Raw genomic sequence first — 24,983 nt, forward strand, 5'->3', positions numbered from 1 at the left:
TTTTTTTTGAAAGATATACATTTCCATTATGACATACCTGCGAGCATCTGTAATATCGATAATAACACCTTACATCTCTGGATTTTGAACTTGGGTGAAATACAAGGCTCCATCGAATCTTTATCTGAAAATGATAAAGAAGAGATGCGTACCTATCAGATCCCGAGAGAAGGCAAGAATTTCGCTGCAAGGAGGTGGGCTCTCAAGCAGATTCTCTCACTTCTGCCAGGCATTGATCCAGACAAGCTGGATTTAGAGAAAGGTTTAAATGGCAAGCCCTACCTAAAAAATAGCAATCTGCAATTTAATTCATCCCATTCGAGTGATTTAATTGCAATTGCCGTAAATCTAAATGATTATATTGGAATAGATGTTGAGGTTGTTCGATTTTTGCCTGAGATGGAGAGTATAATTGATTGTAATTTTTGTTCGCGAGAGCAAGATTACATTAATAGCTGCTCAAACACGAAGGAAAGAATTAATAAATTTTGGGAAATTTGGAATCGTAAAGAAGCTTGCATAAAATCACTCGATTACAAAATTAACAAAGATCTTAAAGAACTGGACACTATTTCTGTTGAACAGATGAATGGTTGGTGTTACTTAAATAAGAATAAGGTGTGGGTGACATCAAATTCAAATGACAGTTATTCGTTTGGCATAGCATTTAAACAGAAAATATCGATATGACAAATATTATCACACTATGCTCTTTCAGAGGGGGAACAGGCAAATCATGCATCGGAGCAGCTTTAGGCAAAATGCTCTCAGACAAAGGTTACAGGACCTGCTTAATCGATGCTGATTTTGAATCGCCAAATTTAGGTCAGCTTGTTGGCGTCAAAGACAATTCCAAAAAAAACTACCTGAATAATTTTTTAGAAGACTCCTCTCCTATCAAAAGCGCAGCTTATCCGATACACTCAAGTGAGAACTACTATCTGCTGCTTCCCAATCCGAGTGCTAGCAGCATCTTAAAGATGCAAAGAGAAGGCACTGATCTTGTTTTGTTATCTGAAGGCTACGAAGAAATCATTAAAGAGTTGAATCTTGATTTTCTGGTTATTGATAATCACACTGGGATAAATGAGCATAGTTTGCTTTCGATTTCTCATGCAAACCTCTGTTTAGTCATTACCGAAACACATCATGACAACGAAGGGACAGAAATCCTGTTCGAGATAGCCAAAAAACTAGACGTTAAAAAGATTCATCTGATCGTAAATAAAATTACTCAAAATTGTCCTAAAGACGAATTGCGAAGGCAGTATAAGGAGAGTTACGAATCTCACATTTCTTTTATTCCATTCACCAGTCGGATTTTAGAAGAGAAACTTGGGCAGTGGCTTAATCAAAGCACTCCTTTCGTTCACGAGCTGGAGTCAATCTTAAAACAGGAAAAACTATGCTAGAAAATTTAAAAGTTTCCGATTACGTCACTATTGTTGTAGGCGTGCCTGAGTCTCACGCAGATAAGGTAAGAGAGGCGATGGGAAATGCCGGAGCGGGAAAGTTTGGTAGCTTTTCGCATGGAACTTTTTCCATCAAAGGTATTAGCAGATATAGATCTTCAGCAAATAAGCAGGGGCCGTTAGAAACCCTTCATGAGGATAGGATAGAAACAATCTGTCATACGTCGTGCTTAGAAAAAACAATCGAAGCCATTAAGAAGGCCCATCCTGGAGAGGAGACTTACATTGATATCTATCCGGTATACCAGATGGCTATCAAGTCGAAACATTAGCCAGTAGATTGTCTCAAAAGTTTTCAGAACCGTGCTATAGAGCTTGTGAGGACGCGCACTCATGAGATCGTGCTTCTCCACTCCATCAAGAATTGGGGGTCCCAGCTCCGCTCTCTATAATTAAGAGAAGAGCAACAGGATGATGAGGATCGCCGTTAAACGGCGGCAGGATAAGCAGGATAGAGAGATTCTTATCCTACACATCTTGCCGCCGCAGGCGATCCTCACTATCCTGTAACTCTTTCTATGATCAATCAAAAAAACCTAAAAAAAACTTACGCTCTTTTTCTCGGGTCAGGTTTCTGAGCTAGCCCGAATTGTTCTGGATTTGTATACTCCCTTCTTTTTTTAACTAAACATGAGAAGAGACATGTCACGAGGCTTATTTGCAAAGAAGACGATTAAATCTCTCCTAGAAGAGGCATCGCAAAAAAGAAACTCCATGCAGCGGACTTTGGGCCCCATGAATCTGACCATGATGGGTATCGGCGCCATCATCGGCGGGGGGATCTTTGTCATGACTGGACAGGCTGCTGCGCAATACGCGGGTCCTGGAGTTATCTTTTCATTCATTTTGGCTGCACTTGTCTGCGTCCTCGTCGCTCTCTGCTACGCGGAGTTCGCCTCGCTGATCCCGATTGCGGGAAGCGCCTACTCCTATGCGTATGCAACGATGGGTGAGTTTGTGGCGTGGATCATCGGTTGGAGTTTAGCCCTAGAGTACCTCTTCTCGTCGGCAACGGTCGCCGTTGGCTGGTCGGGGTATCTGGTGAGTCTGCTCAGCGACTGGGGGATCATCATTCCCGAGATGCTTGCGCGCTCTCCTTTTGACTACGATCCAGCTCTTGGCTGGCAGACGACAGGAGCGCTTTTCAACCTTCCCGCTCTCCTAATTATTGGTTTGATCGGTACGCTTATCGCCCTCGGCATTAAACTCGCTTCTGAAGTCAATACCATCCTGGTTGTGATCAAGATGGCAGTAATTCTCCTCTTTGTCGCTTGCGGCGTTGCATTTATCTCCGTCGACAACTGGCAAGTCTTTATTCCTGAAAACACAGGCGTCTTCGGACAGTTTGGTTGGAGTGGAATTGTGAGAGGAGCGGGTGTCGTCTTCTTCGCCTTCATCGGATTCGATGCGATTTCGACTCTTGCGCAAGAAGCGAAGAACCCGCAGAAAGATATGCCGATAGGGATGTTAGGCTCTCTTGGTATTTCAACTTTTGTATATATCATCATCGCCCTCGTTCTTACAGGCGTTGTGAGCTATACAATGCTGAACGTTCCAGACCCCATTGCGATTGCAGTTAACGCTCTAGGTCCTAAGTTCATCTGGCTAAGACTTGTGTCTAAGATTGCAATTCTCGCGGGCTTAACTTCTGTTGTTCTCGTCATGCTTCTTGGACAGACAAGAATTTTCTACACGATGGCGCACGATGGTCTTCTTCCTCTGGTATTCGGGAAGATCAACGCTCGTTTCCACACACCGCTCTTCAGCACTGTGCTTGTTACGCTGATCTGCATGACTATCGCGGCTCTCTTCCCAGTAGGGATCTTAGGCCAGCTCGTTTCGATTGGAACGCTGCTGATCTTTGCAATCGTCTGCTTTGGCGTTCTTGTACTTAGGTTCAAGCAGCCGCTGCTCCACCGTCCGTTCAAGACTCCTTTTGCACCTTGGGTTCCTCTACTAGGAACGCTTGCTTGCATCGGCCTCATGATCGGTCTTCCAGGCGTTACCTGGCTGCAGCTCATCGGCTGGCTGGCAATCGGCTGCGTGGTCTACTTCCAATATGGAAAGAAGCACAGCCTGATCCGCAATCCGAAGGGCCCCAAGCGCTAACCGCCCTTAGTTGAAGGAAGTTTCAAAAGCAGGATAAGAGAAATTCTTATCCTGCTTTTTTTTTGACATATTTAATCCCAACCCTCAGCTGGAGTTTTCGGTAGCTGGTGGGAGGCTTTGCGGTGATAGAGCAAAAAGACGATTGCAAGTGCGAGGATTAAGAGACAACCCAGAACAAAATGGGAATAGAAAAAGCCGTCTAAACGAGCCTGCTTTAGCCACTCAAGAATAGCTGAACTATTTGGTAAAGTGGAAATTTCTGATGCTCTTTCAGTTCCAGAGATTAATTCTTCTATGAGGGATGGGGATAAGATTTTTGTCTCGGCGTTTTTTGCTGTGAGGGAGGCGAGCTCTACGTGATCGATGAGGGCTCCAATAGCAGCTACGCCGAGCGTGCCACCTAAATAGCGGACTGTAGCAATCATGCCGAAGGCAACGCCCGTTTTAGTGCGAGGAATAGCATTCATGGCTGAGGCATAAGAGGGGGTAAAAATGAGGGGGATGCCAAAGCCAAAGGCGATCAACCCGCAGAGAAGCATTCCCAGTGAGGCAGACTCAAAAAAGGCCAGCCAGAAAAAAGAGTAGATGAGCAAGAGAAACCCGAGTGCAATTGGCAACTTGGGACCAAAACGGTCTGAAAGTTTACCCCCTACGGGCGACATAAATAGTACTGGCAGGGAGGAGACAACTGTAATGACCCCTGTTTTTATGGGAGACCAGGTTAAGAGGTTTTGAAAGAAAATGGCGCGAAAAACAGCGATCATGAGAATGAACTGCACAACGAATACGCTGATGTTCACAGCTTTGTAGATTGGGTGGCGAAAGAGGGAGAGATCTAAGAAGGGGTTTTTAGCTCGTTTTTCTCTCCAAAATAGAAAGAAGGTAGCAACAAGGAAAATTAAGAGAAGGAAAATGATTTTGCTCGAGGCCCAACCCCATTCTCTGCCTTGCATGATGGTAGTAATCAGCGTGCTGGAGCTGATGCAGAAAAAGAGAAAGCCCCAGAGGTCGAAGCCCTGTTTTTGAGGCAGAGACTTAGGAATAAAAAGTAGAACAGCAATTAGGCCCAGAACTGACAGGGGAAGGTTAAGCCAGAAGATCCACCTCCAAGAAAGCGCCTCTGTAAAATACCCTCCGAGCAAGGGGCCGATAATTAAGAAAAGGGAGCTAACGCTGACATTAAGGCCCAAAGCAAAACCTCGCTCATGAGGAGCAAAGAGCGATGCGGTGAGAGAAGCAGAAGCAGGAAACATTAACGCAGCCCCTGCTCCTTGCAAAGCTCTTGCTCCAATAAGCCAAAGCATGTTTGGACTGAATCCGCAAAGAGCGGAAGCTAAAGCAAACAGCAATATTCCCCAGCAAAAAGTTCTGCGGTGGCCGATGCGATCGCCTAGTTTTCCTCCTGCAAGTACCAGAACGGCGGTGACAAGAAGGTAGGAGTTAACGCTCCATTGCAGTGCAACATTACTAGTCTGGAAATGGTTTTGAATAGTTGGTAAAGCTACAGGCAGGACGCTCTGATCGATAAAGACCATAGCAACACCGGGTATAAGAGCGCTTAGCCCCCACCATTTTCTGTTTTTTCCGAGCATGGGACCATGCTAGCAATGGAGAAATTATGCACAAGGAAAATTCCGGAAGAAGAGCCCGCTCGGGGAGCGCTCTCCGAGGGCCTCTTTTAGTGAGCTGCGATTGTTGGAGTTTCGTGGGAAGAAGTGCTGCTGCTTGCAGATTTGCGGACTAGCAGAAGCATGAGGCAGAGGGCGAGGAAGCCCCAGCCCATCGCGAAGAAGCAGTCGTTAATCGAGAGGAGAGCAGCCTGGTTATCGACCGTTAGGTTAAGCAGCTCTGTAGCGGGCTCTCCCGTAATTCCCACCTGAGCGACATCTTTTAAAAACTCTATCGAGTTAGGTGTGTACTCTGTGAGCGCCGAACCGAGACGCTCATGGTGGTAGTAGGTGCGCCTGAGCCACATCGTGGTGAAGATCGAAGTTCCAATCCCCCCAAAAATAGCGCGAATGAAGTGGAAGATGCTCGCAGCATTCGCAAGCCGATCTTGCGGTACCCCCTGAAGGCTAAGTCCGATGAGAGGGGTAATAAAAAAGATAAATCCAAAGCCGAGCAAGAATCTCGAAAATGCGACGTGGTAGATGTCGACATCTGTAGTAAAATAGGCTGTATAAAAACAAGAGATGGCAAATGCGATAAATGAGAAGCAGAGGGGAATAATTCTGCCGAATTTATTAATCACTCTCTCCACAAATATCGTAAAGAGAACGGGTGCAATTCCGATAGGGGCAACGGCAATTCCCGCCCAGGGGGAGGTGTATCCCATGTTGCTCTGCAGCCAGAGGGGAACGAGAACAACCGAACCGAAGTACATCGCATATGCCACAGCGATCGAGACGAGCGAGATCCAGTAGGTTCGAATTCGAGCGAGTCGAAGATCGAGCAGGGGACGAGGGTGCATAACCTCCCAGACCACGAGGAAGGTTAAACATAGAAATGCTGTCGCCCCAAAAAAGCGCATCGCAGGAGAACGAAACCAGTCGTACTGCTGGCCCTTATCTAAAAAGATCTGAAGGCAGGAGACGCCGACAATAAGCAGAATAAGCCCGACAACTTCAAGAGGGACCTTTTCTATCTCCTCCTTCTCTTTGCCAATAATGCGCCAGATGCAGAAGGCGGCGACAATCCCGATCGGCACGTTGATGAAGAAGATCCAGGGCCACTTGTAGTCAAAAGTCAGCCAACCTCCCAAGATCGGGCCCACGACCGGACCTACGATCACCACCATGCTCCAAAATGCCATCACTGCGTTCTTTTTTTCAGGGGGATTGTGCTTCAAGATCAGAGTTTGACTTAAGGGGATCAAGGGGCCTGCAACCGCGCCCTGCAGAAACCTCGCCACTACCAGCACGCTAAAATTCCATGCGGCGCCACAGAGCCATGAGAAGAAGACGAAGAGAAGAAGAGAGTAGATTAATAGCTTTGCCCCCCCGATGCGTTTTGTGAGCCAACCGGAGATCGCCAGCACGATACCATTGCCGACAGCAAACGCCGTGATCACATAGGTTCCCTGGTCGTAGCTAACGCCGAGATCTCCTGCAATGTAGGGAATCGAGACGTTTGCAATCGAGTAGTCGAGAACGATCATGAAGGTCGCAACCGCGAGCGCGATGTTTAAGAGCATGAGCGTCGCTTTTGAAAGCGGTTTTGCGCTCATTCGTCTATTCCTGAGAAGTTCTCGTAGTAGGCTGCGTTGAGAAAGACTGGGGAGACGTTTTCATGAATAATCTCGTCGATCACCTCGTCGATCCCAACGAGCTGCTCTTCGAAAATATCGGTCTCATACACTGGCTGAGGAGATTTCGTTGGAGGAGTCGAGCTTCCTTGCGTGTCATGGATATCCACCGTTACCTCCATCGAAAGACCAAGCCGCAAGGGGTAGTCGCAAAGCTGCTGGGCATCGAGGGTAATTCTCACAGGTAGACGCTGGACGATCTTGATCCAGTTTCCAGTAGCGTTTTGAGGAGGAATAATCGAGAAGACGCTTCCCGTACCCGCAGAGAGACCAATCACTCTGCCGTGGTACTCTACCGAACTGCCGTAGATATCTGCCGTCATCTTTACCGGCTGTCCGATCTTTACTTTTTTTAGCTGCACCTCTTTGAAGTTCGCATAGACCCACATCTCATCAAGAGGGACGATTGCAAGCATCTTCTCGGCAGGAAGAACTCTCTCTCCCACCTGAGCTCTTCTCTGAGCGATCATGCCTCTTACCGGCGCATAGATCTTGCAGCGGTTGAGTTGGATGTAGGCCTCTTTGAGCTCCTCCTGGACCTTTTCTACACTGGGGTGAGTAACGACAGTTGTTCTGTCGACCTGCGCAAGAGCTCCCGTCAAGGCGTGCTCGACATCGATGAGCGCTGCATACGCTGCGCGCAGATCCGCTTCTGAGTGTTCAAAATCCTCAATTGAGACGCCGCCGATCTCCACAAGATTTTTGCGATGCTCGTAATCTAGGGCGCTCTTCCAGAGAAGCGCTTTTCTCTGCTCGATCTCAGCGCCGAGCTCTCCCACTCTTTCAAAGAGGGAGACGCTCTTTCTAAGAGCATCGGCAAGCTCCGCCTTCTTCCCTTCATACGCAACTGCAAAGTCGGTCGGGTCGAGCTCGATGACCAGCTGCCCTTTTTCTACGATGTCAGTCTCATCTGCGTTAATCGAGACGACGATTCCAGGGATCTGGGGAGTGAGCGCAACCATGTTTCCCGCCACATAGGCGTCATCTGTGTACTCTTCAAAGCGGAGCCATCCCCACCAGTAGATGAAGATCGCAACAGCAATCAGCAGAGCGATGAAGATGTAGCCAAATATCCACGCCTTTCTTCGAGGGGGATCTTGAGGAGGAGGTAGTGCTTTTCGCGTCTCTTCAGCCACTTGCACCCTCCTTTTTCGAAGGAGTGAGAGGAGCCGTCTGATGGTAGCCTCCACCGAGGCCTTTGATAAGATTCACACACGCTTGACGCCTAATGAGTTTTAAATCGACGAGCTCCAGCTCAACATCGAAGAGCCGCTCTTCTGTTTGGAGCGCCTCCATGTAAGGGGAGACAGCTCCCAAATAGCGCGCACGGCTTAAGTTTGTATGGCTGAGTAGATTTTCTACGGTTAAGTTTTGGATGCGCAGCTGATCGTTTAGCTTCAGAAGAATTGTCAGCTGGTCGACCACCTCTTGCGCAGCAGTGAGGAGGATCTCATGGTAGGCCGCAGTCTGCTGGTGGAACTCCGCCCACTTGCTTTTGAGGTTAGCCTTCAGCTGGCCTCCGGTAAAGAGTGGCAGGCTGATCGCAGGGTTGGCAGAACCCGCTCTGCTCGACCAGGAGAGGAGCTGGTTGAAGTGCAAGCTCTCAAATCCCGCAAATGCCATTAAGTTGATGTTTGGATAGAAGTCGGCCTTTGCTGCGCCGATCTCGTGCGCTGCGGCTTCGACGCGCCAGATCTGCGCCATCAGATCTGGACGCCGTGAGAGAAGGTTCAGCGAGAGGTCGCTTGGCAGAGCAATCGGATCTTCGAAGGGAATGTGCAGAACCTGAAGCGCGACTCCTCCATCGGGAGAGTGGCCCATCAGCACCTTCATCATGTGCTCATTAAGCTCGATATTCTCCTGGGTTTTAGAGAGCAGTTTCTCGATTTCAAGAAGCTCCTTTTCCGCTTCCAAGAGATCGATCTGCGTATCTAGCCCATACTTTTTTCTATCTGCATGGAGAAGTAGAAGAGCCTTTCTGCGGTTTGCGGTTTTAGACAGGAGCGTGCGCCGTTCGATGTTCGCCTGGAGTTCGAAGTAGGCTTTTGCAACCGCTGCACTTAAAAACAGCTGAACGCCCGCTCTCTCCGCCTCTGATGCGTGATACTCGCCGAGAGCTGCGCGGAAGCGCTCGCGTGTGCTTCCGAAGAGATCCAAGTCGTAGAAGAGGTTGAAAGTGAACCAGATGTCATCGACAGTAGCTGGAATTTGAGGTGCGAAGCTGCGGAAGAAGCCATTCTTACTCAGATACTGCCAGTTGCTATTCGTGTTGAAGCTCAAGTTGGGAAGGAGGCTTGAGCGCTTTAGCTTTGCAAACTCGAGTGCGGTCTCAACTTTCGCCTGCGCGTGCTGCATGGTGGGACTATCTTCCAGCGCCATTTCAATGTAGCGAGAGAGCTGCGGATCTTGAAAGATCTCCCACCACTTCTCTGAGGGCCACTCTCCCTCGACAAAGACAGTGCTGCTGAGCGCCTTCTGAACAGAATCCGAAAACACCACAGGAGCCTGCAGGTTATTTTCCACCTCCTGTTTGGGCACGGTGATACATCCCTGAAAAATCAGGGGAGCGAGCAGCGCAGCAAATTTCCAGTATGAAGGCATAATAATCCCCACCCTGTTTCATAGTGTAAAAAAAATATTTTAGGAAGGAGAAAAGAAAAGAAGGCCTTCGGCCTAGCCCGCTAGGGAAAACGGACGCAAACGGACGAGAATGGACAGAAAACGGACAGGAAATGGACAAGCGGGCAAGAGGGAGGGAAAGAATTCTTTCTTCGGCGCGTGTCCGTTAGAGTCCGTTTCCTGTCCATTCTCGTCCGTTTTTGTCCATTTTTCTTCCGAGCGCCTCTTCTCTTCTTCTTTAGGGGGCGATCATGGCGCCGCCAAGGCAGATTGAGTCTTGGTAGAAGACGATCGACTGGCGAGGAGTGACCGCGCGTTGAGGTTGGGGGAAGGAGACTTCGATCTTATCACCATCGATGCGTGTGATGATGCACTCCTGATCTTCCTGCCGGTAGCGCACCTTTGCTCTGCAGCGGAAGGGGAGGTGAAGAGGTGGGCCGTTTACCCAGCTCGCTTCAGTAGCGGTCAGAGAAGAGGTGTAGAGGGCGGGATGATCCTTACCCTGTTCGACAAAGACGATGTTTCGCTGAAGATCTTTTGCCACAACGAACCAGGCGTCTCCCGGTCCGCCGATGCCGAGGCCTTTTCTCTGGCCGAGCGTGTAGTAGGCGACGCCGTCATGCTCTCCAACTCTCTTGCCATCTAGGGTCTGAAAGGAGCCCTTCTGGTAGGTGAGGTAGCGACCTAAGAAGGATTTAAAATCGCGCTTGCCGATGAAGCAGATGCCGACGCTATCCTTCTTCTGCGCCGTTGCAAGACCCGCCTTTTTTGCCAGCGCGCGCACCTCGGCTTTTTCTAGGCCACCCACTGGAAAGAGAAGCGAGGGGAGCTGCTTCTCAGTTAGCGTGTAGAGAAAGTAGCTCTGATCTTTTTGCGGGTCGAGCCCCTTCAGAAGACGCGTTTTTTTCTCATCTAGCTGGCAGTAGTGGCCCGTAGCCAGATAGTCGCCCCCCAGAGCAAGGGCCTTGTCGAGAAGCAGCTTAAATTTGATCTCGCGGTTGCAGAGGATGTCTGGATTGGGTGTGTAGCCCTGTTTGAGCTCTTCAAGAAAATGGGTGAAGACGAGATCCCAATACTCCTTTGCAAAGCTCACCGAGTAGTAAGGGACTCCAAGCTGATCGCACACCCTTACGACATCCTCGTAATCCTCCAGCCCGTGGCAGGCTCCGCTTCCATCCTCCTCCTCCCAATTCTTCATGTAGAGGCCGATGACGTTGTACCCCTGCTCTTTTAAAAGGTAGGCCGCAACGGAAGAGTCGACCCCTCCAGACATGCCCACCACAACTGTTTTTTTATCTTTCATAGCCGATAATATGAATTAATCGGTGTTTTCAAATCAATAAAATATTGTTTTTGTTTTACTGTTTAATATTTTATTTTAGTGGTATTAATTAACATATTTTTAATTCTTTTTAAAACACGGACGTGATAAAATTTCTCTTTTATCAATGTAATTTGGAGAGAAAGATGACTCAAACAGTTGCAATCCGAATGGTTCCGTTAGATTGGCAGATCCCTGTGGAATATCCAGAGAATATGGAGGGAAAGACCTTGGGCCAAACGGCGCTAGAGCTCTCAGATCTTGTTGTCGACTGGATCTTCTGTAGCGATGGGACGGCAAGAGTTGATCTGGCAAAACGCAAGATGGATGCGGAAGTGATTCTGAGTGACACGGTGAGGATTTGGCATAGAGATCAGGATGATGAGTGCTCATGCCTAGGTGTAGCTTTCAAAGTATTCATCTGCTTCACCATTTTTATTCCTGCCCTCATCGCAAAAACCATTCTGCGCGCCTACTACTCCTTTGAAGAAGAAAGAAAAATTTATTCACAGAAGTCCGGCGGCAGCTTAGCTGCGGCCGCTGCAAGCTCATCAGCTGCAGGATCGTCGGGTGGAAGCGGAGAAAAGAGTCTTAAAATGTTCAGCGCGCAAACAGCAGGACAAGCAACTTGTTTCAACGCTCTTTACGACCTTAGAGCCTATGTTGGTGATCACACTTTTTATGCCGGTTCGACTGTAGATGCAATCTTTAATAGCGGAAGATTCAAAGGCGATGGTAACAATGTCTTCTTTGCAGAAGAGGGTATCAAAAACATAGGGTTTATCGTTGTAGGACCAAATAAATATAGCAATGAGAAGACCCTGGATATCACTCGACTTGTTGTACACCCCGACAGCAGAAGAAAGGGCGTTGCAACTCAGCTCTTAAATGAAGCTATCCAGTACGCAAAGTCTCTAGGTAAAGAGAGCTTGACGGTTTATTTACCGTCTTGGGCTGATGATGAAAAAGGCGACAAGTACGCCTTAACTCTAGACTTTGTACGCGGTGCAGCCAAAAAGTTGGGCCTCCCAGAAAAGAATGATGCCCAATCTATTACCATCGATCTTAGATCTAAACCCCCTGCCGCGGCTCCCGTAGCTGCAGCGGAAGAGAGCAAGGGCGACGCAAAAGAAGAAGGCTCAATCTAATTTTTAATTTTTTGAGGAAAAATGGCGCAAGCAACATATACACGACGTGCAATAGACTGGTCTATTCCAGTGCGTTATCCAGAGAATATGGAGGAGAAGACCTGGGCCCAAACAGCTCTTGAGCTCTCCGACTGGCTTATCGACCTCTTCTTCTGGAGTGAATTTGTAGCTACTCTCAAAAAGCCTGAACATACTGTGGAGGTCGTGCATGGCTCGACAGTCAAGCTTACCTTTTCTAAGCATGACGAGTGTGCGGACTATCTAGTTACCGCTTTTAAAGTGCTCCTCTGCTGCACCGTCATCCTCCCTTTAATTGCTCTGGTCGTAAAAACGGTTCTGCGCGCGCAGTACACCTTCGAATATGAAGGAAGAAGACCTCCCCTTCATTCTCACGAACCTCCCGCAGCTTCTGCAGGCTCTGCTGCAACCGCAGCAGTAGGAATCTCAACTGCAGGCGCTCCTTTCAAGATCATCGATGCGCTGGAAGTGGGAAGAGATGCCGCCTTGGCAATGATGAAGAGAATAGGCAGCTATGATTTTCATCACTTCCATGATGAAGAGCACATAGATGCTATTTTCAATCCAAAGCCGGGAGATACCAGTGAGATCAAGATCTTTCTGATGCAAGTCGAAGGAGAAGCTGTCGGTCTTATCCTTGTTGACAGAGATGGTTACTCCCAGATGCCAGATAGGGAGATGAAGATGTGGATACACGTTAAGGAAGGAAGTAGAGAGAAGGGTTACGGAAGGGCTCTGCTCCAGAGAGCTATTGAGTATGCAAAAAGCCAAAACAAAGAAAAACTTGTAGCCCGCCTTCCCATAATGCAAATGTATGATTCATTCACCCCGTTTATTAGACGAGCTGCACCTAAATTAGGAGTTGCATTGGCCGGAATGAGTGGTCAGTTTTTTGAAATCAATCTTAAGCCAACAGCCGCAGTCGAAGAAACTCCAGATGTAGATGTTCCCTTCGAGATCCGCGATGCGCTACAAGTCGGAAGAGAGGCTACTGTTGCAATTATGGATGAGCTCACTCCTGCTTCTGAGCGTTTATACACAGAAGCTCTCCTTAGAGAAGTCTTCGAACCAGAAGCAGATAGCGCAGAGAAGAGCAAAATTTTCCTTTTGCAAGCCGAAAGAGGTCAGATCGGTTTTGTCGTAGTGCAGCAGCCTGAAATTGACGCTATGGGCTTTAATCTGAATGAGATGACTTTAGAGCGGCTTGCAGTAAAAATGGATAACGAAAAGCAGAAACTGGCTCTACTATCTAAAGCGATTGAGCATGCAAAAGAGAGAGGGAAGGGATACTTCTCTTTTTCGACTAAACATATCGATCTCTCATTTGTGGAAAGCGCGAGTAAAAAGCTAGGGTTAACGTTTAAACACTCGACCGATGAATCCTACTGGCTCTGGTTTAAAAAATTTGCAGCTACCCCAGCAGCCGAACAGACCTCAGCTGCAGGCGCTTCCTTAGTGATTACTGCTCGAGCGGAGTCGAAACAGTGACGCTTGTTAATACATACATTCCTTGGACAATACCCGTTCGCTATCCAGCGAATATGCCAAATCAAACCCTTGCTGAGAAAGTTCTAGAATTATCCGATGATCTAATCGCATTTTGCCTCTGCATAGATAGTGTGGCCTCTTTAAACAGAGATTCATCAATGGTGGCGCCAGGTAATTTTGTGGATATTACGACTAGAGCCCCACCTCTACTGCTCGAGACAGTGATTAAAGTCCTTGCTTGCGTTACTATTATCCTTCCTATTCTTGCACTCATTGCAAAAACAGTTCTTCGCTTGCAATACACCTTCGTAAACCAGGTCTGGATTGAGCGTACTAATGTGGGATTTACAGCCGGCCTAGCAACTGCGATTCCGCCTGCTCAGGTTCTTAAAGTTGAAAAGCCGACGCCCCCCATAGTAGCAAGAGCTCCTGAAAAGAGGGTTATTATCGATAGAAGTTTCAACTGGAGAAATCTCGAGTCTGTAAAAAATCTCGATCTTCGAGCTCCTCATGTTGTCACCATCTCTGAAAAACAAGGAAGAGGGTCTGTATTTGTAAACCGGACATATACGATCTATCTGGAAACAGTTTTTGATAAAGTTGTCCGTAGGATTATTTTAGCGAAAGAAACTGGTAAGAAAGAAGAGGCAGGAGAAAGTTATGAAAGCCTGGGACTTCTTGATGATGCTGATGACGTTGATCGACTTTATGGGGATGGCGCTGTTCAAGATGATCTACCAGATATTGTCTATGAAAAGGCCTTTAAAATTGCAAGCAAGGAGCTTTTAGAGACTGTTTGCAGAATCCTCAAAAAAGAAAAGTGTATTAACGGTTACGCGAAAGTGGTGGGCGATAAACATGACCAACAGCCAGAATATCCAGGCTATACCGTTTTCTTGATCAAAAATGGAGAATCTTCTGTTAAAGAATCCAAACAAGACCAGCCAGTAGAACTTACTCAGCCATCTAGCGTGGAACCTTCCGAAAAAGCTGCATCTAAACCTAAGGTATTAGGAGCTGCGGGTGTGAAACTGCTCGATGCGATAGAGCTGGGTACGAGTGAAAGTCTACAAGAAGCTTTTAAAGGCTTAAAGAGTGCCTGTCAGCACTCTGCTTTGACATCTTATCAAAGAGACTACAACAATTATGTGATGGAGATCTTTCCATATAGAAGTAGTAAGTCGTATCATAGTCAATCGAACCAGATTAAATCAGAGAATTTGCAGGTTGTTTTTGCGGATGTTGCTGGCAAGAAGGTCGGCGTTATCGTCACGCAGACATACTCAGCTTCTCCTGACATGCGCACTCAAGAGGCGGCCCATATCACATATGTTCTCGTGAACCCAGATTATAGAAGGTCTGGCATTGGAACAAGGCTGGTTGAAGAGGCAATGAGACGCGCACAGGGGGTGGGAAAACAATACCTCTATATTAAATCCAGTCCGCATGAGCAGTTTCTCTGGAGCTTCACTCAAAAAATCGGGTCAAAAGGCTCACAACTCGAATGCGTTGATCATCGTGATGTGGGTTGCAGCTCCTATAAAGAGATGTTCTACTTAAAGAGTGATTTCTCCGAATGGCACTCTCTGCTATGAAGCAGAGAGATGGAAAAAGATCTCGTTCACATTCAGGCTGAAAAGGTTTCGCTAGAGGGGAGTTTAAAGATTCCCAAGGGAGCAAAGGGAATCGTTCTCTTTGCCCATGGTAGCGGAAGCAGCCGGCATAGCCCCCGGAACCAGTTTGTCGCGAAATTTTTACAAGAAGGGGGCGTCGCAACGCTCCTTATCGATCTACTCACACAGGATGAGGAGAGAGAGGACTCTGTAACAGGAGAGCTTCGCTTCGATATTGCCCTTCTCGCAAGACGGCTAGTTGCTGTCACCGACTGGCTTCAGAAAAATTCCCAGACAAGAGAGCTCGATATCGGCTACTTTGGCGCAAGCACGGGTGCTGCGGCCGCACTTGTTGCAGCAGTGGAAAAGGCTTCGCTCATCAGCGCAGTAGTTTCGCGCGGGGGGCGTCCAGACATGGCGGGTTCAATTCTGCATCTTGTGAAGGCGCCTACACTACTCATTGTCGGAGAGCGCGACCGTGAAGTGATTGGAATGAACGAAGCGGCATTCGATAAGCTAAAGTGTGAAAAAAAGCTCGCGATCGTCCCGAACGCTACCCACCTCTTTGAAGAGCCCGGAGCTCTCGAAGCTGTCGCCAAACTCGCCCGCGCCTGGTTCTCCACCCACTTGGGAGCGCGCGCATAAGAAGGCCCGCTAAAGAGAATGGACGTCAATGGACAGGGAATGGACAAAAACGGACCAGCGGGCAAGAGAGAGGAAAAGAATTCTTTCTTCAGCGCGTGTCCATTCCCGTCCGTTTCCTGTCCACTTTCGTCCGTTAATGTCCGTTTCTTCTCCGAGCGCCTCTCTCCCTACTTCTTCTCGGCGATGACGATCTCTTTTTTCGAGTCGTGGGTGACGAGGGCCTGGTCGATGAAGAGGAACTTATCTCCTTCGACTGAGACGAGCCAGCTGCCGCCTTTGCCTGGATTCATCAGAAGCTTCTCTGCAAGTGGATCTTCCAGCTGCTGCTCGATCACGCGGCGTAGGGGGCGTGCTCCCATCTCCGGTTGGAACCCTTTGTTCACGAGGAGGGCTTTCGCCTTCTCGTCGAGTGCCAAGAAGATGTTCTTGCGAGAGAGTCTCGCTTGGAGCTTCTTCACTTCGAGGTCGATGACGCTCAAGAGGTGTGTGCGATCAAGAGTTCTGAAGATCACAACGCCATCAAGTCTATTGATGAACTCTGGTTTGAATCCCTTTCTCACGGCACCCTCGATCTTCTCCTGCATCGACTTAAAGTCGGGCATTCCCTCGGTTGAGCCGAAGCCCACTTCTGTCGAGCGGCGGATGAGATCAGCTCCCAAGTTGGAGGTGATGATGATGATCGTATTGCGGAAGTCGACCTTCCGGCCAAAAGAGTCTGTTAAACGTCCCTCTTCAAGAATCTGGAGCAGGACGTTCATCACATCTGGATGAGCCTTCTCCACCTCGTCAAAGAGTACAACTGAGTAGGGTCTCTGGCGCACCTGTTCGGTGAGCTGGCCGCCCTCTTCGTGTCCTACGTAGCCTGGAGGCGAGCCCATGAGGCGCGAGACTGCAAACTTCTCCATGTACTCGGACATGTCGATCTGGATAAGTGCGTCTTCTCCGCCGAACATGTTGATCGCAAGCTGCTTGGCAAGAAGCGTCTTTCCAACGCCTGTGGGGCCTAAGAATAGGAAGGCTCCAATGGGGCGGTTTGGATCTTTAATATCGGCGCGGCTTCTGCGGATTGCGCGGCAGACGGTGCTTACCGCCTCATCCTGGCCGATGATCATGCCTTTGAGGGCCTCTTCCATTTTGAGGACTTTTTCAGTCTCGCCTTCGGTCAAGCGGGTAATGGGGATGCCGGTCTGTTTAGCGACGATTGTCGCAACTTCTTCTTCATCGACGATGACCTGATGCTCCTCTTTCTTGCTCTCCCACTCGTTGCGGATCTGCTGGAGATGATCTCGTAGATTCTTCTCCTTATCGCGCATCTTAGCAGCCTTCTCGTACTCTTGCTTGCTGATCGCCTCTTCTTTGCCGACTCTCACCTCTTCGATCTCAGCTTCATACTTGGTAATGTCTTGAGGCTGGTGCATCATCGCAATGCGCGCTTTAGCACCCGCTTCATCGAGCAGGTCGATCGCCTTATCCGGCAGGAACCTTCCTGTTAGGTAGCGATCGGATAGGAAGACGGCCGATTTGAGGGCGGCTTCTGTGTAGAGGCACTTGTGGTGCTCTTCATACTTGGCTTTAAGGCCCATCAGAATTGAAGTCGCCTCATCCACAGAAGGAGGAGCGACTAGAATTTTTTGGAAGCGTCTTTCAAGTGCTGCATCCTTTTCGATATGCTTTCTATACTCGTCTAGCGTGGTTGCACCGATACACTGAATCTCACCGCGAGAGAGAGCGGGCTTCAAAATGTTAGAGGCGTCGATTGCACCTTCAGCTGCACCTGCACCTACGATCGTGTGGAGCTCATCGATAAAGAGGAGGATGTTCCCATTCTTCTTGATCTCGTCCATCACCGCTTTAATGCGCTCTTCAAACTGGCCGCGGTATTTAGTGCCAGCGATCATGAGTGTAAGATCGAGCGAAATCAGCTTCTTCTTCGCGAGATTGTCGGGCACCTCTCCCTTTACAATCGCATGAGCCAGTCCTTCTACAATCGCCGTCTTTCCAACTCCAGCCTCACCGATGAGTACAGGGTTGTTTTTGCGGCGGCGGCAGAGAATCAGAATGAGGCGTTCGACCTCTTCCTTGCGGCCGATGACTGGATCGAGTTTGCCCTCGCGGCAGAGCTCTGTTAAGTCGTGGCCGTAGGCTTTTAAAGCTGGAGTCTTCTCGGGAGTTTGAGCTGCCTTCTCTTGAGGTTTTCCAGTTGGAGATGGAGCGTTAGGAGAGCTGCCGCTCATTCCCATCGGAGGCAGTTGCAGATTGAACGTTTCGAGCTCTTTCAGCACCTCTTTGCGGATATCTCTAAGGCTGACATTTAAGTTTTCGAGAACTTGCGCTGCAACGCCATCTGTCTGTCTGAGAAGCGCAAGCAGTAGGTGCTCTGTGCCGACGTAGTTGTGGTTAAGAGCGGCAGCCTCTTCGTTTGCAAATTCGAAAACTTTCTTCACTTTTCCAGTGAGAGCGGGATCGCCATAAACTTGAATCTCTGGACCGAAGCCGACAAGGCGCTCGACTTCAGCGCGCACAGTGTCATAGTCGAGATTGAAGTTTCTGAGAACGTTAACAGCAATTCCCTGACCGAGCTTTAACAAGCCGAGCAGAACGTGTTCGGTTCCTAGATAGTTATGGTTAAGGCGCTGCGCCTCTTTTTTGGCGAGCTTAATGACCTGTTTTGCGCGATTGGTGAATTTATCAAACATAGTGCTAACCCTATTAACCGGCTGTTACCGTTATTCTAAGAGCCCTGCCCATTTATGGCAAACAAGCGAAGCAGACTCAATTTACTTTATGTAAAGTAATTATTTTAAATTTGAATACATTAATTCATTATTTATTATATTTAATTATAATTAATTAATCAAAAAATTAATCTTTATAAACAAAATAATTGGGTTTTTTACACAGAGATGGGGTTGCACTATTTGGAGGTTTTTGCGATTCTCCTGGTTTTAACCTTGGAGGGTGTCATGGCGGTAGGAAGCGAGGAGTTGGTAGTAGGCGCTCTTTTTCAGCATTATAAGGGTAAAAAATACAAGATCCTAGCCATCGGCATGCATACGGAGGAGTATGAGCCCTACGTGGTCTATGAGGGGCAGTATTTCTGCGAAAAGTTTGGCGATCATCCAGTCTGGGTGCGCCCTTTAAAGATGTTTTTTGAAACCGTAGAGTTTGAGGGGAGAGAAGTTCCTCGATTTAAGCGATGCACCTAAAAGTCATCGACACGGGCCGTTCAAGCGCTGAAAGGAACATGCAGCTAGACGCCCAGATGCTAGACTCTCTTGAAGCGGATGCGATTCTGCACTTTTACGAGTGGGAAAGGGAGTCTCTGACCTATGGCTACTTCGCAGATCCTGCTAAACTGCTCGATCTGAAGCGGGTGCAAGCAGAGGGGATCGATCTCGCCCGGCGGCCGACTGGCGGCGGAGTCGTCTTCCATCTCTGGGATCTCGCTTTTTCAGTCTTGATCCCTTCTACCTCTCCCTACTTTTCTTTGAATACACTCGATAACTACGCCTTCATTAATAATGCGGTTTTAAAAGCAGTTGAGCAGTTCTTAGGAGGTAAAGAGAGTTTTAAACTCACGCCGGAGGATGGGGTGGCTCTCGATGAGAGCTGCAACAGCTTCTGCATGGCAAAGCCTACTAAGTATGATCTTGTTCTTGGAGGCAGAAAGCTTGCCGGGGCTGCCCAGCGCAAGCGAAAACAGGGGTTTCTCCACCAGGGGACGATCGCTCTTATCATGCCTCCCGAGCCTCTTCTCCGCTCCCTCCTCCTCCCAGAGGCTAAGGTTGCGGAGGCGATTCTGGCCCACACCTATCCGCTGCTCGGCCAAGAGGCCACCCCATCGCAAATGGCTCAAGCAAAGAAAGAGTTGCGTCAGTTCTTGGAAAATTCACTTAAAACATGTTAATTTGTTTCTCTCATAACGGAGAGACATTTTAATGAAAAAGACAGCGATTGAGCCGACTCGTGAAGAGAACTATCCAGAATGGTTTCAGCAGGTGGTCCGCGCAGCGGATCTAGCTGAACACTCGCCCGTGCGCGGCTGTATGGTGATCAAACCCTGGGGGTATGGAATCTGGGAGAACATGCAGCGCGTGCTCGATGGCATGTTCAAAGCGACAGGCCACCAGAACGCCTACTTTCCTCTCTTCATTCCGCTCAGCTTTCTGGAAAAAGAAGCGCAGCACGTCGAAGGCTTTGCTAAAGAGTGCGCTGTCGTCACCCACCACCGTTTGGAAAAGGGCAAAGATGGCAAGCTCATTCCCGCTGGTCCTCTGGAAGAGCCGCTCATCGTCCGTCCGACTTCTGAGACGATCATCGGTGAGATGTTCTCCAAGTGGGTGACCTCCTACCGCGACCTTCCTCTGCTCATCAACCAGTGGGCAAACGTCGTCCGCTGGGAGATGCGCACCCGCCTCTTCCTCCGTACCACCGAGTTTCTCTGGCAAGAGGGACACACAGCTCACGCGACTCGTCAAGAGGCTGAAGAGGAGACGATGCGCATGCTTCACACCTATGAGGAGTTCGCGCAAAAATATCTCGCCATCCCTGTAATTAAAGGGGAGAAGACAGAGAAGGAGCGCTTCCCTGGCGCCGTTTCAACTTATTGCATCGAGATGATGATGCAAGATCGCAAGGCGCTGCAGGGAGGAACCTCCCACTTTTTAGGTCAGAACTTTTCGCGGGTCTCAAAAATTCAGTTCCGCGATGCTGAAGGCAAAGAGGAGTTTGCTTGGACAACCTCTTGGGGATGCTCGACTCGTCTTGTTGGCGCGCTCATCATGTCGCACAGCGATGATGATGGTCTTATCCTGCCTCCTAAAATCGCATCTGCACATATCGTCATTCTGCCTGTAATTCACAAGCCTGAGAGCAAGCAGGAGGTCCTCGGCTACTGCCACAGTCTCGCGGGCGAGCTCCGCCATATCCATTACGATGGACGCCCACTCACTGTTCTAGTTGACGAGCGCGAGATGGGTGGAGGAGATAAGCTCTGGTCGTGGGTGAAGAAGGGTGTTCCTCTTCGTTTAGAGATCGGCCCTCGCGACATCGCAAATGGAAAGCTTAGCCTCTTCAGACGAGACCGCCCTGCAAGAGAAGCAATTGGTATCACTCGCCAAGAGCTCAGCTCAACAGTCACCTCTATTCTCGACGAGATTCAGAATGGCCTTTTCGAGCGTGCGCTCAGCATGCGCACTGCGCATATGAAGAAGATCGACTCTAAAAAGGAGTTTTACGACTTCTTCACTCCAAAAAATGAGGAGAAGCCCGAGATTCATGGTGGCTTCGCCTACACCCACTGGTGCGGAGAGCGGGCCGTTGAAGATGAGATTCAAGAGAAGCTCGGCGTGACCATTCGCTGCATCCCTCTAGACGCCGAAAAAGAAGAGGGCATCTGCCCCTTCACCGGCAAAAAGAGCCCCCAGCGCGTCATCTTCGCCAAATCCTACTAAATAGAGTTTAAATTTTTTGTAGGCTGAATAGACATGTCGGGGGTCTAGGTGAAAGCTTCGCTTTCTCTCGGGGCCTCCCCGCGACCCTCTTGCGCTTCACCTCGCTTTGCCAAATCGCGTCCTCGGAGAAGGGGCGTACCTCTGTACGACCCCTGACGCGCTTGCCGCGCTTCTCCTGCGGTGCAATTTTGCTGTGCGATCTGAATCGAAGGGCTGCTCGAGGCGCTCATCCCACTTCCTTCGTTGTGGGTCCCTTTCGCGTCCAGTCGCAGGGCTAGGCAAAGAGTTTGAAGAGAAAGGTCTTCAGTCTCTTTATCTGCAACTGCGACTGGACGCGAAAGGGGCCCCGCACCCGAGACGTTAGTCCGGCGGGGAATGAGCGCCTTGAGCAGCCGATCGATTCAGATCGCAAAGCAAAACCGTAGCGCAGAAAAGCCGGCCAGGCGTACAGGGTAGGGCAGTGGCCCACTCTGTTTTCGAGCACATGGTTTGGCAAAGCGAGGTGAAGCGCAAGGTGGCCCAAGGGAGGTGTGGCGAAGCGCACACCATCCGACATGTCTATTTAGGACTTGAATAGGTTCGGTAAAAACTTCTAATGAAAATAAGTTTTTGTTTTTAGGAGTGGAAAGAAAATCGGGGGGGCATATTATAGGGATAGGAGGACGTGAAATATGCTAGTCTACCTTCTGGCACACCTGCTGCCTGATCAGAAGCTCCCTTCTTCGGAAGCTCTTCTCAAGGCTCTCGGTCGTGTAAAACCAAAAAAAAACCTTCTCGCCCTTTTAAAGATTAAATAATCCGGCTACACTCCTCGTTTCTTTATAGAAGACTGGAGTGGCTATGCTTAGATTTTTCCGAAAACATCAGCGCGTTTTCTTCATCATCGTCATCATTTTTATTATCGTTTCGTTCCTATTCGCAGGAACCCTCTCTCCGTTTTTAACAAGCGAAGAGGTTAAGGATGAGGTAATTGGAAAGACAGTCGATGGCTCCGATCTCTCAAAAAGGGAGGTGGATGAGCTGGTCTATTTTCTCTCAGCCGCCGCTCCTGACTCTCTTTTTTCTGGAAAAAACAGAACCCTTAACCTCCTGAATGATGATGTGGTGCGGAAGGACTTTCTCGCCACCGGGCTTGGAGAGACGATCTCAAACAGATTTTTTGATAAGTTAAAGCCCGAGCTCGATGAGAAGCTCCTAAAAGTCAGGAACTCAAATTTCTACGTGCATCCCGAAGCGCCAGAAATCAGCGCGGTAGGGGTCTGGCAGCAGTTCCAGCCCGAAGCGTTTCAGGTGATCTCTCTTTTAAGAAGCGCAAAAGCAGCAGATCAGAATTTTCTGGGACTTCTCTCCAGACTCTGCGTTCAACAGCTCAACCTGCCTAGCGAGATGGTAAGACGCGTTCTTTTCTATCAGCAGAATCAACGGTCTGCTGTTCGCCCCGATGAGAGCTTGAATTATGCCAATTTGCACCTCTTTGGATTTGAGACGATAGAGGACTGGCTAGGAAGAGGCTATCTCCAGCTGATCTCTGAATATATCATCAACGCGGCAAAGGTCGCAGAGAAGCGCGGCCTCTCGATCTCAAATGATGAGGCGCGCACTGAACTTCTGAAAAATCTTCAGAAGGGCCTTGCAACTGCAAACATAAAAGAGAGTCCCACTTACGAAGATGCGAAAGCATTTTTTGGTCAGCAGCTGCGCATGCTCGGTTTCGACGAGGGCCGCGCGATCAAGCTGTGGAAGAAGGTGATGCTGATGCGCCGCCTCTCAGCAGATGTGGGGAGATCGATGCAGGTAGACTCTCTTCCATTTAACGCCTTTAGCGTTTATGCAAACGAGGGAGCAGAGGTCGAAGAGTACTCTCCAGCCGATAGCTTGCGTCTGAGAAATTTTCGCTCGCTTCTCAAATATCAGTACTATGTAGAAGGGGTGATGGGAGTCTCTCGCTCCAGCCTCTATCTACCCAGACAGCTGCCATCTGTTCAAGAGGTTGAAAAGAGGGCTCCTGAGCTTGTAAGACGCCAGTGTAAACTCGAGTGGCGCGAAGTGAAAAAGGAGGCTGTAGCTCAGCGGATCACAATAAAAGAGACCTGGCAGTGGCAGGGTGAGGATAAGAACTGGCAGACTCTGCAAGCTCAATTTCCACAACTCTCAAAAGAGCAGACGAGAAGCGCAGCAGGTCGCATGGCGCTGCTCGATAGTTTAAATCCAAAAGAGCGTCTAAAAATCGACCAGTTCACACGCATTAGAATCGTCGACGCACATCCTGAGTGGATTGCAGATGCCTTTGAGCGCGCGCCGATTCAGCGAGTAGAAAGGGGAGTGCGTCTCAAGGGAGAGGAGCTTCCTTTCCTTTCGACAATCTCCGCAGCAGCGCTAATCGAGAAGCTATCAGAAACTTCAACGCTATCTCTTGTTTCAGCAGATGAGGAGAGCTTATATCGCATCAAGTCGATTGAGATCGCTCCTCAAAATGAGATTCTCACATTTATTACAGCCTCATCGGATGGAACGCTTGATAGACTTGTGGACGCTCGTCTAGAAGAGGCCTATCCAGAGATCCGCAAGAAGAATCCCTCTCTCTTTCAACTTTCAAACGGAGAGTGGAAGCCGCTTCAGAGCGTAAGCGATCAAGTTGGAGCTCTTCTTTATGCGCCGCTTCTCAAAGCAATTGAAGAGGAGTGGAAGCAGACCGGGCACACTCTCTCTGAAAAAGAGGGAAACCAGCCGCTCGAGTTTTACGCAACTCGTCGCCACTACGCATGGATGCGTGAGATGAGAGCAAGAGTGATCTCTTCTCCAGAGGATCAGAGTTTAATACAGACAGGATCGAGCTTTGAGGATCAGTGGAAACTTAAAAAGAGTCAGCGCTCGATTAGGAAGTGGGAGCGCTCTCCCTTTTCCAAAGAAGAAGTTCTTGCTCTGCCTCAAGGGGGCTGGTCTTCTGTTGGAGTGGGCTTCCTCGGAGAGCTCGGCTTTTGCAAGATGAAGGGCCGCACAAGTGCAACAGAACTCACTCAAGAAGAGAAGAACGAGATCCAGGAGAATCTATCGCGCGAGACGAGCAGGAAATTCATGGGAGAGCTTCTTAATCAGATGATCGAGAAGAGAGCGATTGGCGAAAATATTTTACCCAATAGAGCTGTTTAATGAGAAATTATGATGATGGTCTTTTAGACCAGATCGAGCCGCTCTCTCCGCTGGATTTTTTCGCTCTCTCATTTGAGATCGAGTATGCAAAGGCCTTCCGCCGGCTCTCTCCTCTCCCCTCCACAACCCCCTTTTTGGGCGAGGAGAAGTTTGCTGAGGTCTCCATGGGATGGAATGAGGAGGCTCTTCTCATTGAAGTGAGTGTGGATAAGCCCTTCGAAGAGTGCTTCTTTCCTCAACTGAGCCAGGGAGATGCTGTCGAACTATTTTTCGACACGCGCGATCTGAAATCAGCAGGTTTTTTAACCCGCTTCTGCCACCACTTTGTGATCCTTCCGAAGGAGGTGGGTGAGATTCGAGTGCAGGAGCTGACCCGCTTCCGCACAGAGGATACCCACCCTCTCTGCGATCCAGAGGAGATCGAGGTGAAAGCGGATTTCGGACGCAAAAAATACACGCTGCAAATAACGATTCCCTCCAATTGTTTGCATGGATATGATCCGGCTTCTTTTGATCGTTTGGGATTGACCTACCGCATTCACAGATTCAAGGGGAGTCCGCAGCATTTTTCCGTCTCCTCTCGCTACTATTCGATCGAACAAGAAGCGGCTCTCTGGAGCAGCGTTAAACTGAAGAAATAAGA

The 24,983-nt window shown here is 49.0% G+C and carries 19 protein-coding genes; 13 read left to right on the top strand and 6 right to left on the bottom strand.

Annotated features, from left to right (window positions below):
* Positions 1-90: 90 nt before the first annotated feature.
* The 4 genes from HYX48_02975 to HYX48_02990 all read left to right on the top strand — a co-directional run bounded on the left by HYX48_02975 (position 91) and on the right by HYX48_02990 (position 3,581).
* Entirely contained in the window at positions 91-690 is a 600-nt protein-coding gene (locus HYX48_02975; protein MBI2742860.1) for a 4'-phosphopantetheinyl transferase superfamily protein, read from the top strand.
* The gene (locus HYX48_02980; GenBank protein ID MBI2742861.1) at positions 687-1,412 is read left to right on the top strand and encodes a P-loop NTPase; all 726 of its coding nucleotides are present in this window, start codon (positions 687-689) and stop codon (positions 1,410-1,412) included. Before HYX48_02975 ends, HYX48_02980 begins: the two co-directional genes overlap by 4 nt.
* Complete coding sequence (locus HYX48_02985) at positions 1,406-1,744, top strand: hypothetical protein (protein ID MBI2742862.1); 339 nt, start codon at positions 1,406-1,408, stop codon at positions 1,742-1,744. The genes HYX48_02980 and HYX48_02985 overlap by 7 nt, the downstream gene beginning before the upstream one ends.
* 370 nt (positions 1,745-2,114) lie before the next feature.
* Positions 2,115-3,581: an amino acid permease gene (locus tag HYX48_02990; protein ID MBI2742863.1), complete on the top strand. Its 1,467-nt coding sequence runs from the start codon at positions 2,115-2,117 to the stop codon at positions 3,579-3,581.
* A gap of 71 nt (positions 3,582-3,652) precedes the next feature.
* On the opposite strand, the gene HYX48_02995 is transcribed toward HYX48_02990, so the two are convergent.
* From HYX48_02995 to mnmA, 5 genes are all read right to left on the bottom strand, one after another.
* Positions 3,653-5,173: an MFS transporter gene (locus tag HYX48_02995; protein MBI2742864.1), complete on the bottom strand. Its 1,521-nt coding sequence runs from the start codon at positions 5,171-5,173 to the stop codon at positions 3,653-3,655.
* A gap of 86 nt (positions 5,174-5,259) precedes the next feature.
* Positions 5,260-6,807 carry a DHA2 family efflux MFS transporter permease subunit gene (locus HYX48_03000; GenBank protein MBI2742865.1) on the bottom strand — a complete coding sequence of 516 codons (1,548 nt, stop codon included), beginning with the start codon at positions 6,805-6,807 and terminating at the stop codon, positions 5,260-5,262.
* Entirely contained in the window at positions 6,804-8,021 is a 1,218-nt protein-coding gene (locus tag HYX48_03005) for an efflux RND transporter periplasmic adaptor subunit (GenBank protein ID MBI2742866.1), read from the bottom strand. The genes HYX48_03000 and HYX48_03005 overlap by 4 nt, the downstream gene beginning before the upstream one ends.
* Positions 8,014-9,486, bottom strand: coding sequence for an efflux transporter outer membrane subunit (locus HYX48_03010; GenBank protein MBI2742867.1), 1,473 nt, complete (start codon positions 9,484-9,486; stop codon positions 8,014-8,016). The genes HYX48_03005 and HYX48_03010 overlap by 8 nt, the downstream gene beginning before the upstream one ends.
* A 256-nt stretch (positions 9,487-9,742) precedes the next feature.
* Positions 9,743-10,807: a tRNA 2-thiouridine(34) synthase MnmA gene (gene mnmA / locus HYX48_03015; protein ID MBI2742868.1), complete on the bottom strand. Its 1,065-nt coding sequence runs from the start codon at positions 10,805-10,807 to the stop codon at positions 9,743-9,745.
* A gap of 164 nt (positions 10,808-10,971) precedes the next feature.
* Here mnmA and HYX48_03020 point away from each other — a divergent pair, with 164 nt between their 5' ends.
* Genes HYX48_03020 through HYX48_03035 form a run of 4 tightly spaced genes read left to right on the top strand, consistent with a single transcriptional unit; the run spans position 10,972 to position 15,737 of the window.
* Positions 10,972-11,973: a GNAT family N-acetyltransferase gene (locus tag HYX48_03020; GenBank protein ID MBI2742869.1), complete on the top strand. Its 1,002-nt coding sequence runs from the start codon at positions 10,972-10,974 to the stop codon at positions 11,971-11,973.
* A 21-nt stretch (positions 11,974-11,994) separates the two neighbouring features.
* Positions 11,995-13,479, top strand: a complete 1,485-nt coding sequence (locus tag HYX48_03025) for a GNAT family N-acetyltransferase (protein ID MBI2742870.1) — start codon at positions 11,995-11,997, stop codon at positions 13,477-13,479.
* Positions 13,476-15,074: a GNAT family N-acetyltransferase gene (locus HYX48_03030; protein MBI2742871.1), complete on the top strand. Its 1,599-nt coding sequence runs from the start codon at positions 13,476-13,478 to the stop codon at positions 15,072-15,074. The genes HYX48_03025 and HYX48_03030 overlap by 4 nt, the downstream gene beginning before the upstream one ends.
* A gap of 9 nt (positions 15,075-15,083) precedes the next feature.
* Positions 15,084-15,737, top strand: a complete 654-nt coding sequence (locus HYX48_03035; protein ID MBI2742872.1) for a dienelactone hydrolase family protein — start codon at positions 15,084-15,086, stop codon at positions 15,735-15,737.
* A gap of 167 nt (positions 15,738-15,904) precedes the next feature.
* Here HYX48_03035 and HYX48_03040 read toward each other — a convergent pair whose 3' ends face one another.
* Entirely contained in the window at positions 15,905-18,433 is a 2,529-nt protein-coding gene (locus HYX48_03040; GenBank protein ID MBI2742873.1) for an ATP-dependent Clp protease ATP-binding subunit, read from the bottom strand.
* 267 nt (positions 18,434-18,700) lie between these two features.
* Here HYX48_03040 and HYX48_03045 point away from each other — a divergent pair, with 267 nt between their 5' ends.
* The 5 genes from HYX48_03045 to HYX48_03065 all read left to right on the top strand — a co-directional run bounded on the left by HYX48_03045 (position 18,701) and on the right by HYX48_03065 (position 24,981).
* Positions 18,701-18,943 (top strand): DUF1653 domain-containing protein, encoded by a 243-nt coding sequence (locus HYX48_03045; GenBank protein ID MBI2742874.1) that lies wholly within the window; start codon positions 18,701-18,703, stop codon positions 18,941-18,943.
* On the top strand, positions 18,934-19,644 hold the full coding sequence (locus HYX48_03050; GenBank protein ID MBI2742875.1) for a lipoate--protein ligase family protein: 711 nt from the start codon (positions 18,934-18,936) through the stop codon (positions 19,642-19,644). The genes HYX48_03045 and HYX48_03050 overlap by 10 nt, the downstream gene beginning before the upstream one ends.
* A gap of 31 nt (positions 19,645-19,675) precedes the next feature.
* Positions 19,676-21,190 (top strand): proline--tRNA ligase, encoded by a 1,515-nt coding sequence (locus HYX48_03055; protein ID MBI2742876.1) that lies wholly within the window; start codon positions 19,676-19,678, stop codon positions 21,188-21,190.
* Between the two features lie 840 nt (positions 21,191-22,030).
* Positions 22,031-24,340 (top strand): hypothetical protein, encoded by a 2,310-nt coding sequence (locus HYX48_03060; GenBank protein MBI2742877.1) that lies wholly within the window; start codon positions 22,031-22,033, stop codon positions 24,338-24,340.
* Positions 24,340-24,981, top strand: coding sequence for a hypothetical protein (locus HYX48_03065; protein MBI2742878.1), 642 nt, complete (start codon positions 24,340-24,342; stop codon positions 24,979-24,981). Before HYX48_03060 ends, HYX48_03065 begins: the two co-directional genes overlap by 1 nt.
* Positions 24,982-24,983 lie beyond the last annotated feature (2 nt).

Source organism: Chlamydiales bacterium (genome assembly GCA_016185065.1).
Classification (GTDB): domain Bacteria; phylum Chlamydiota; class Chlamydiia; order Chlamydiales; family Rhabdochlamydiaceae.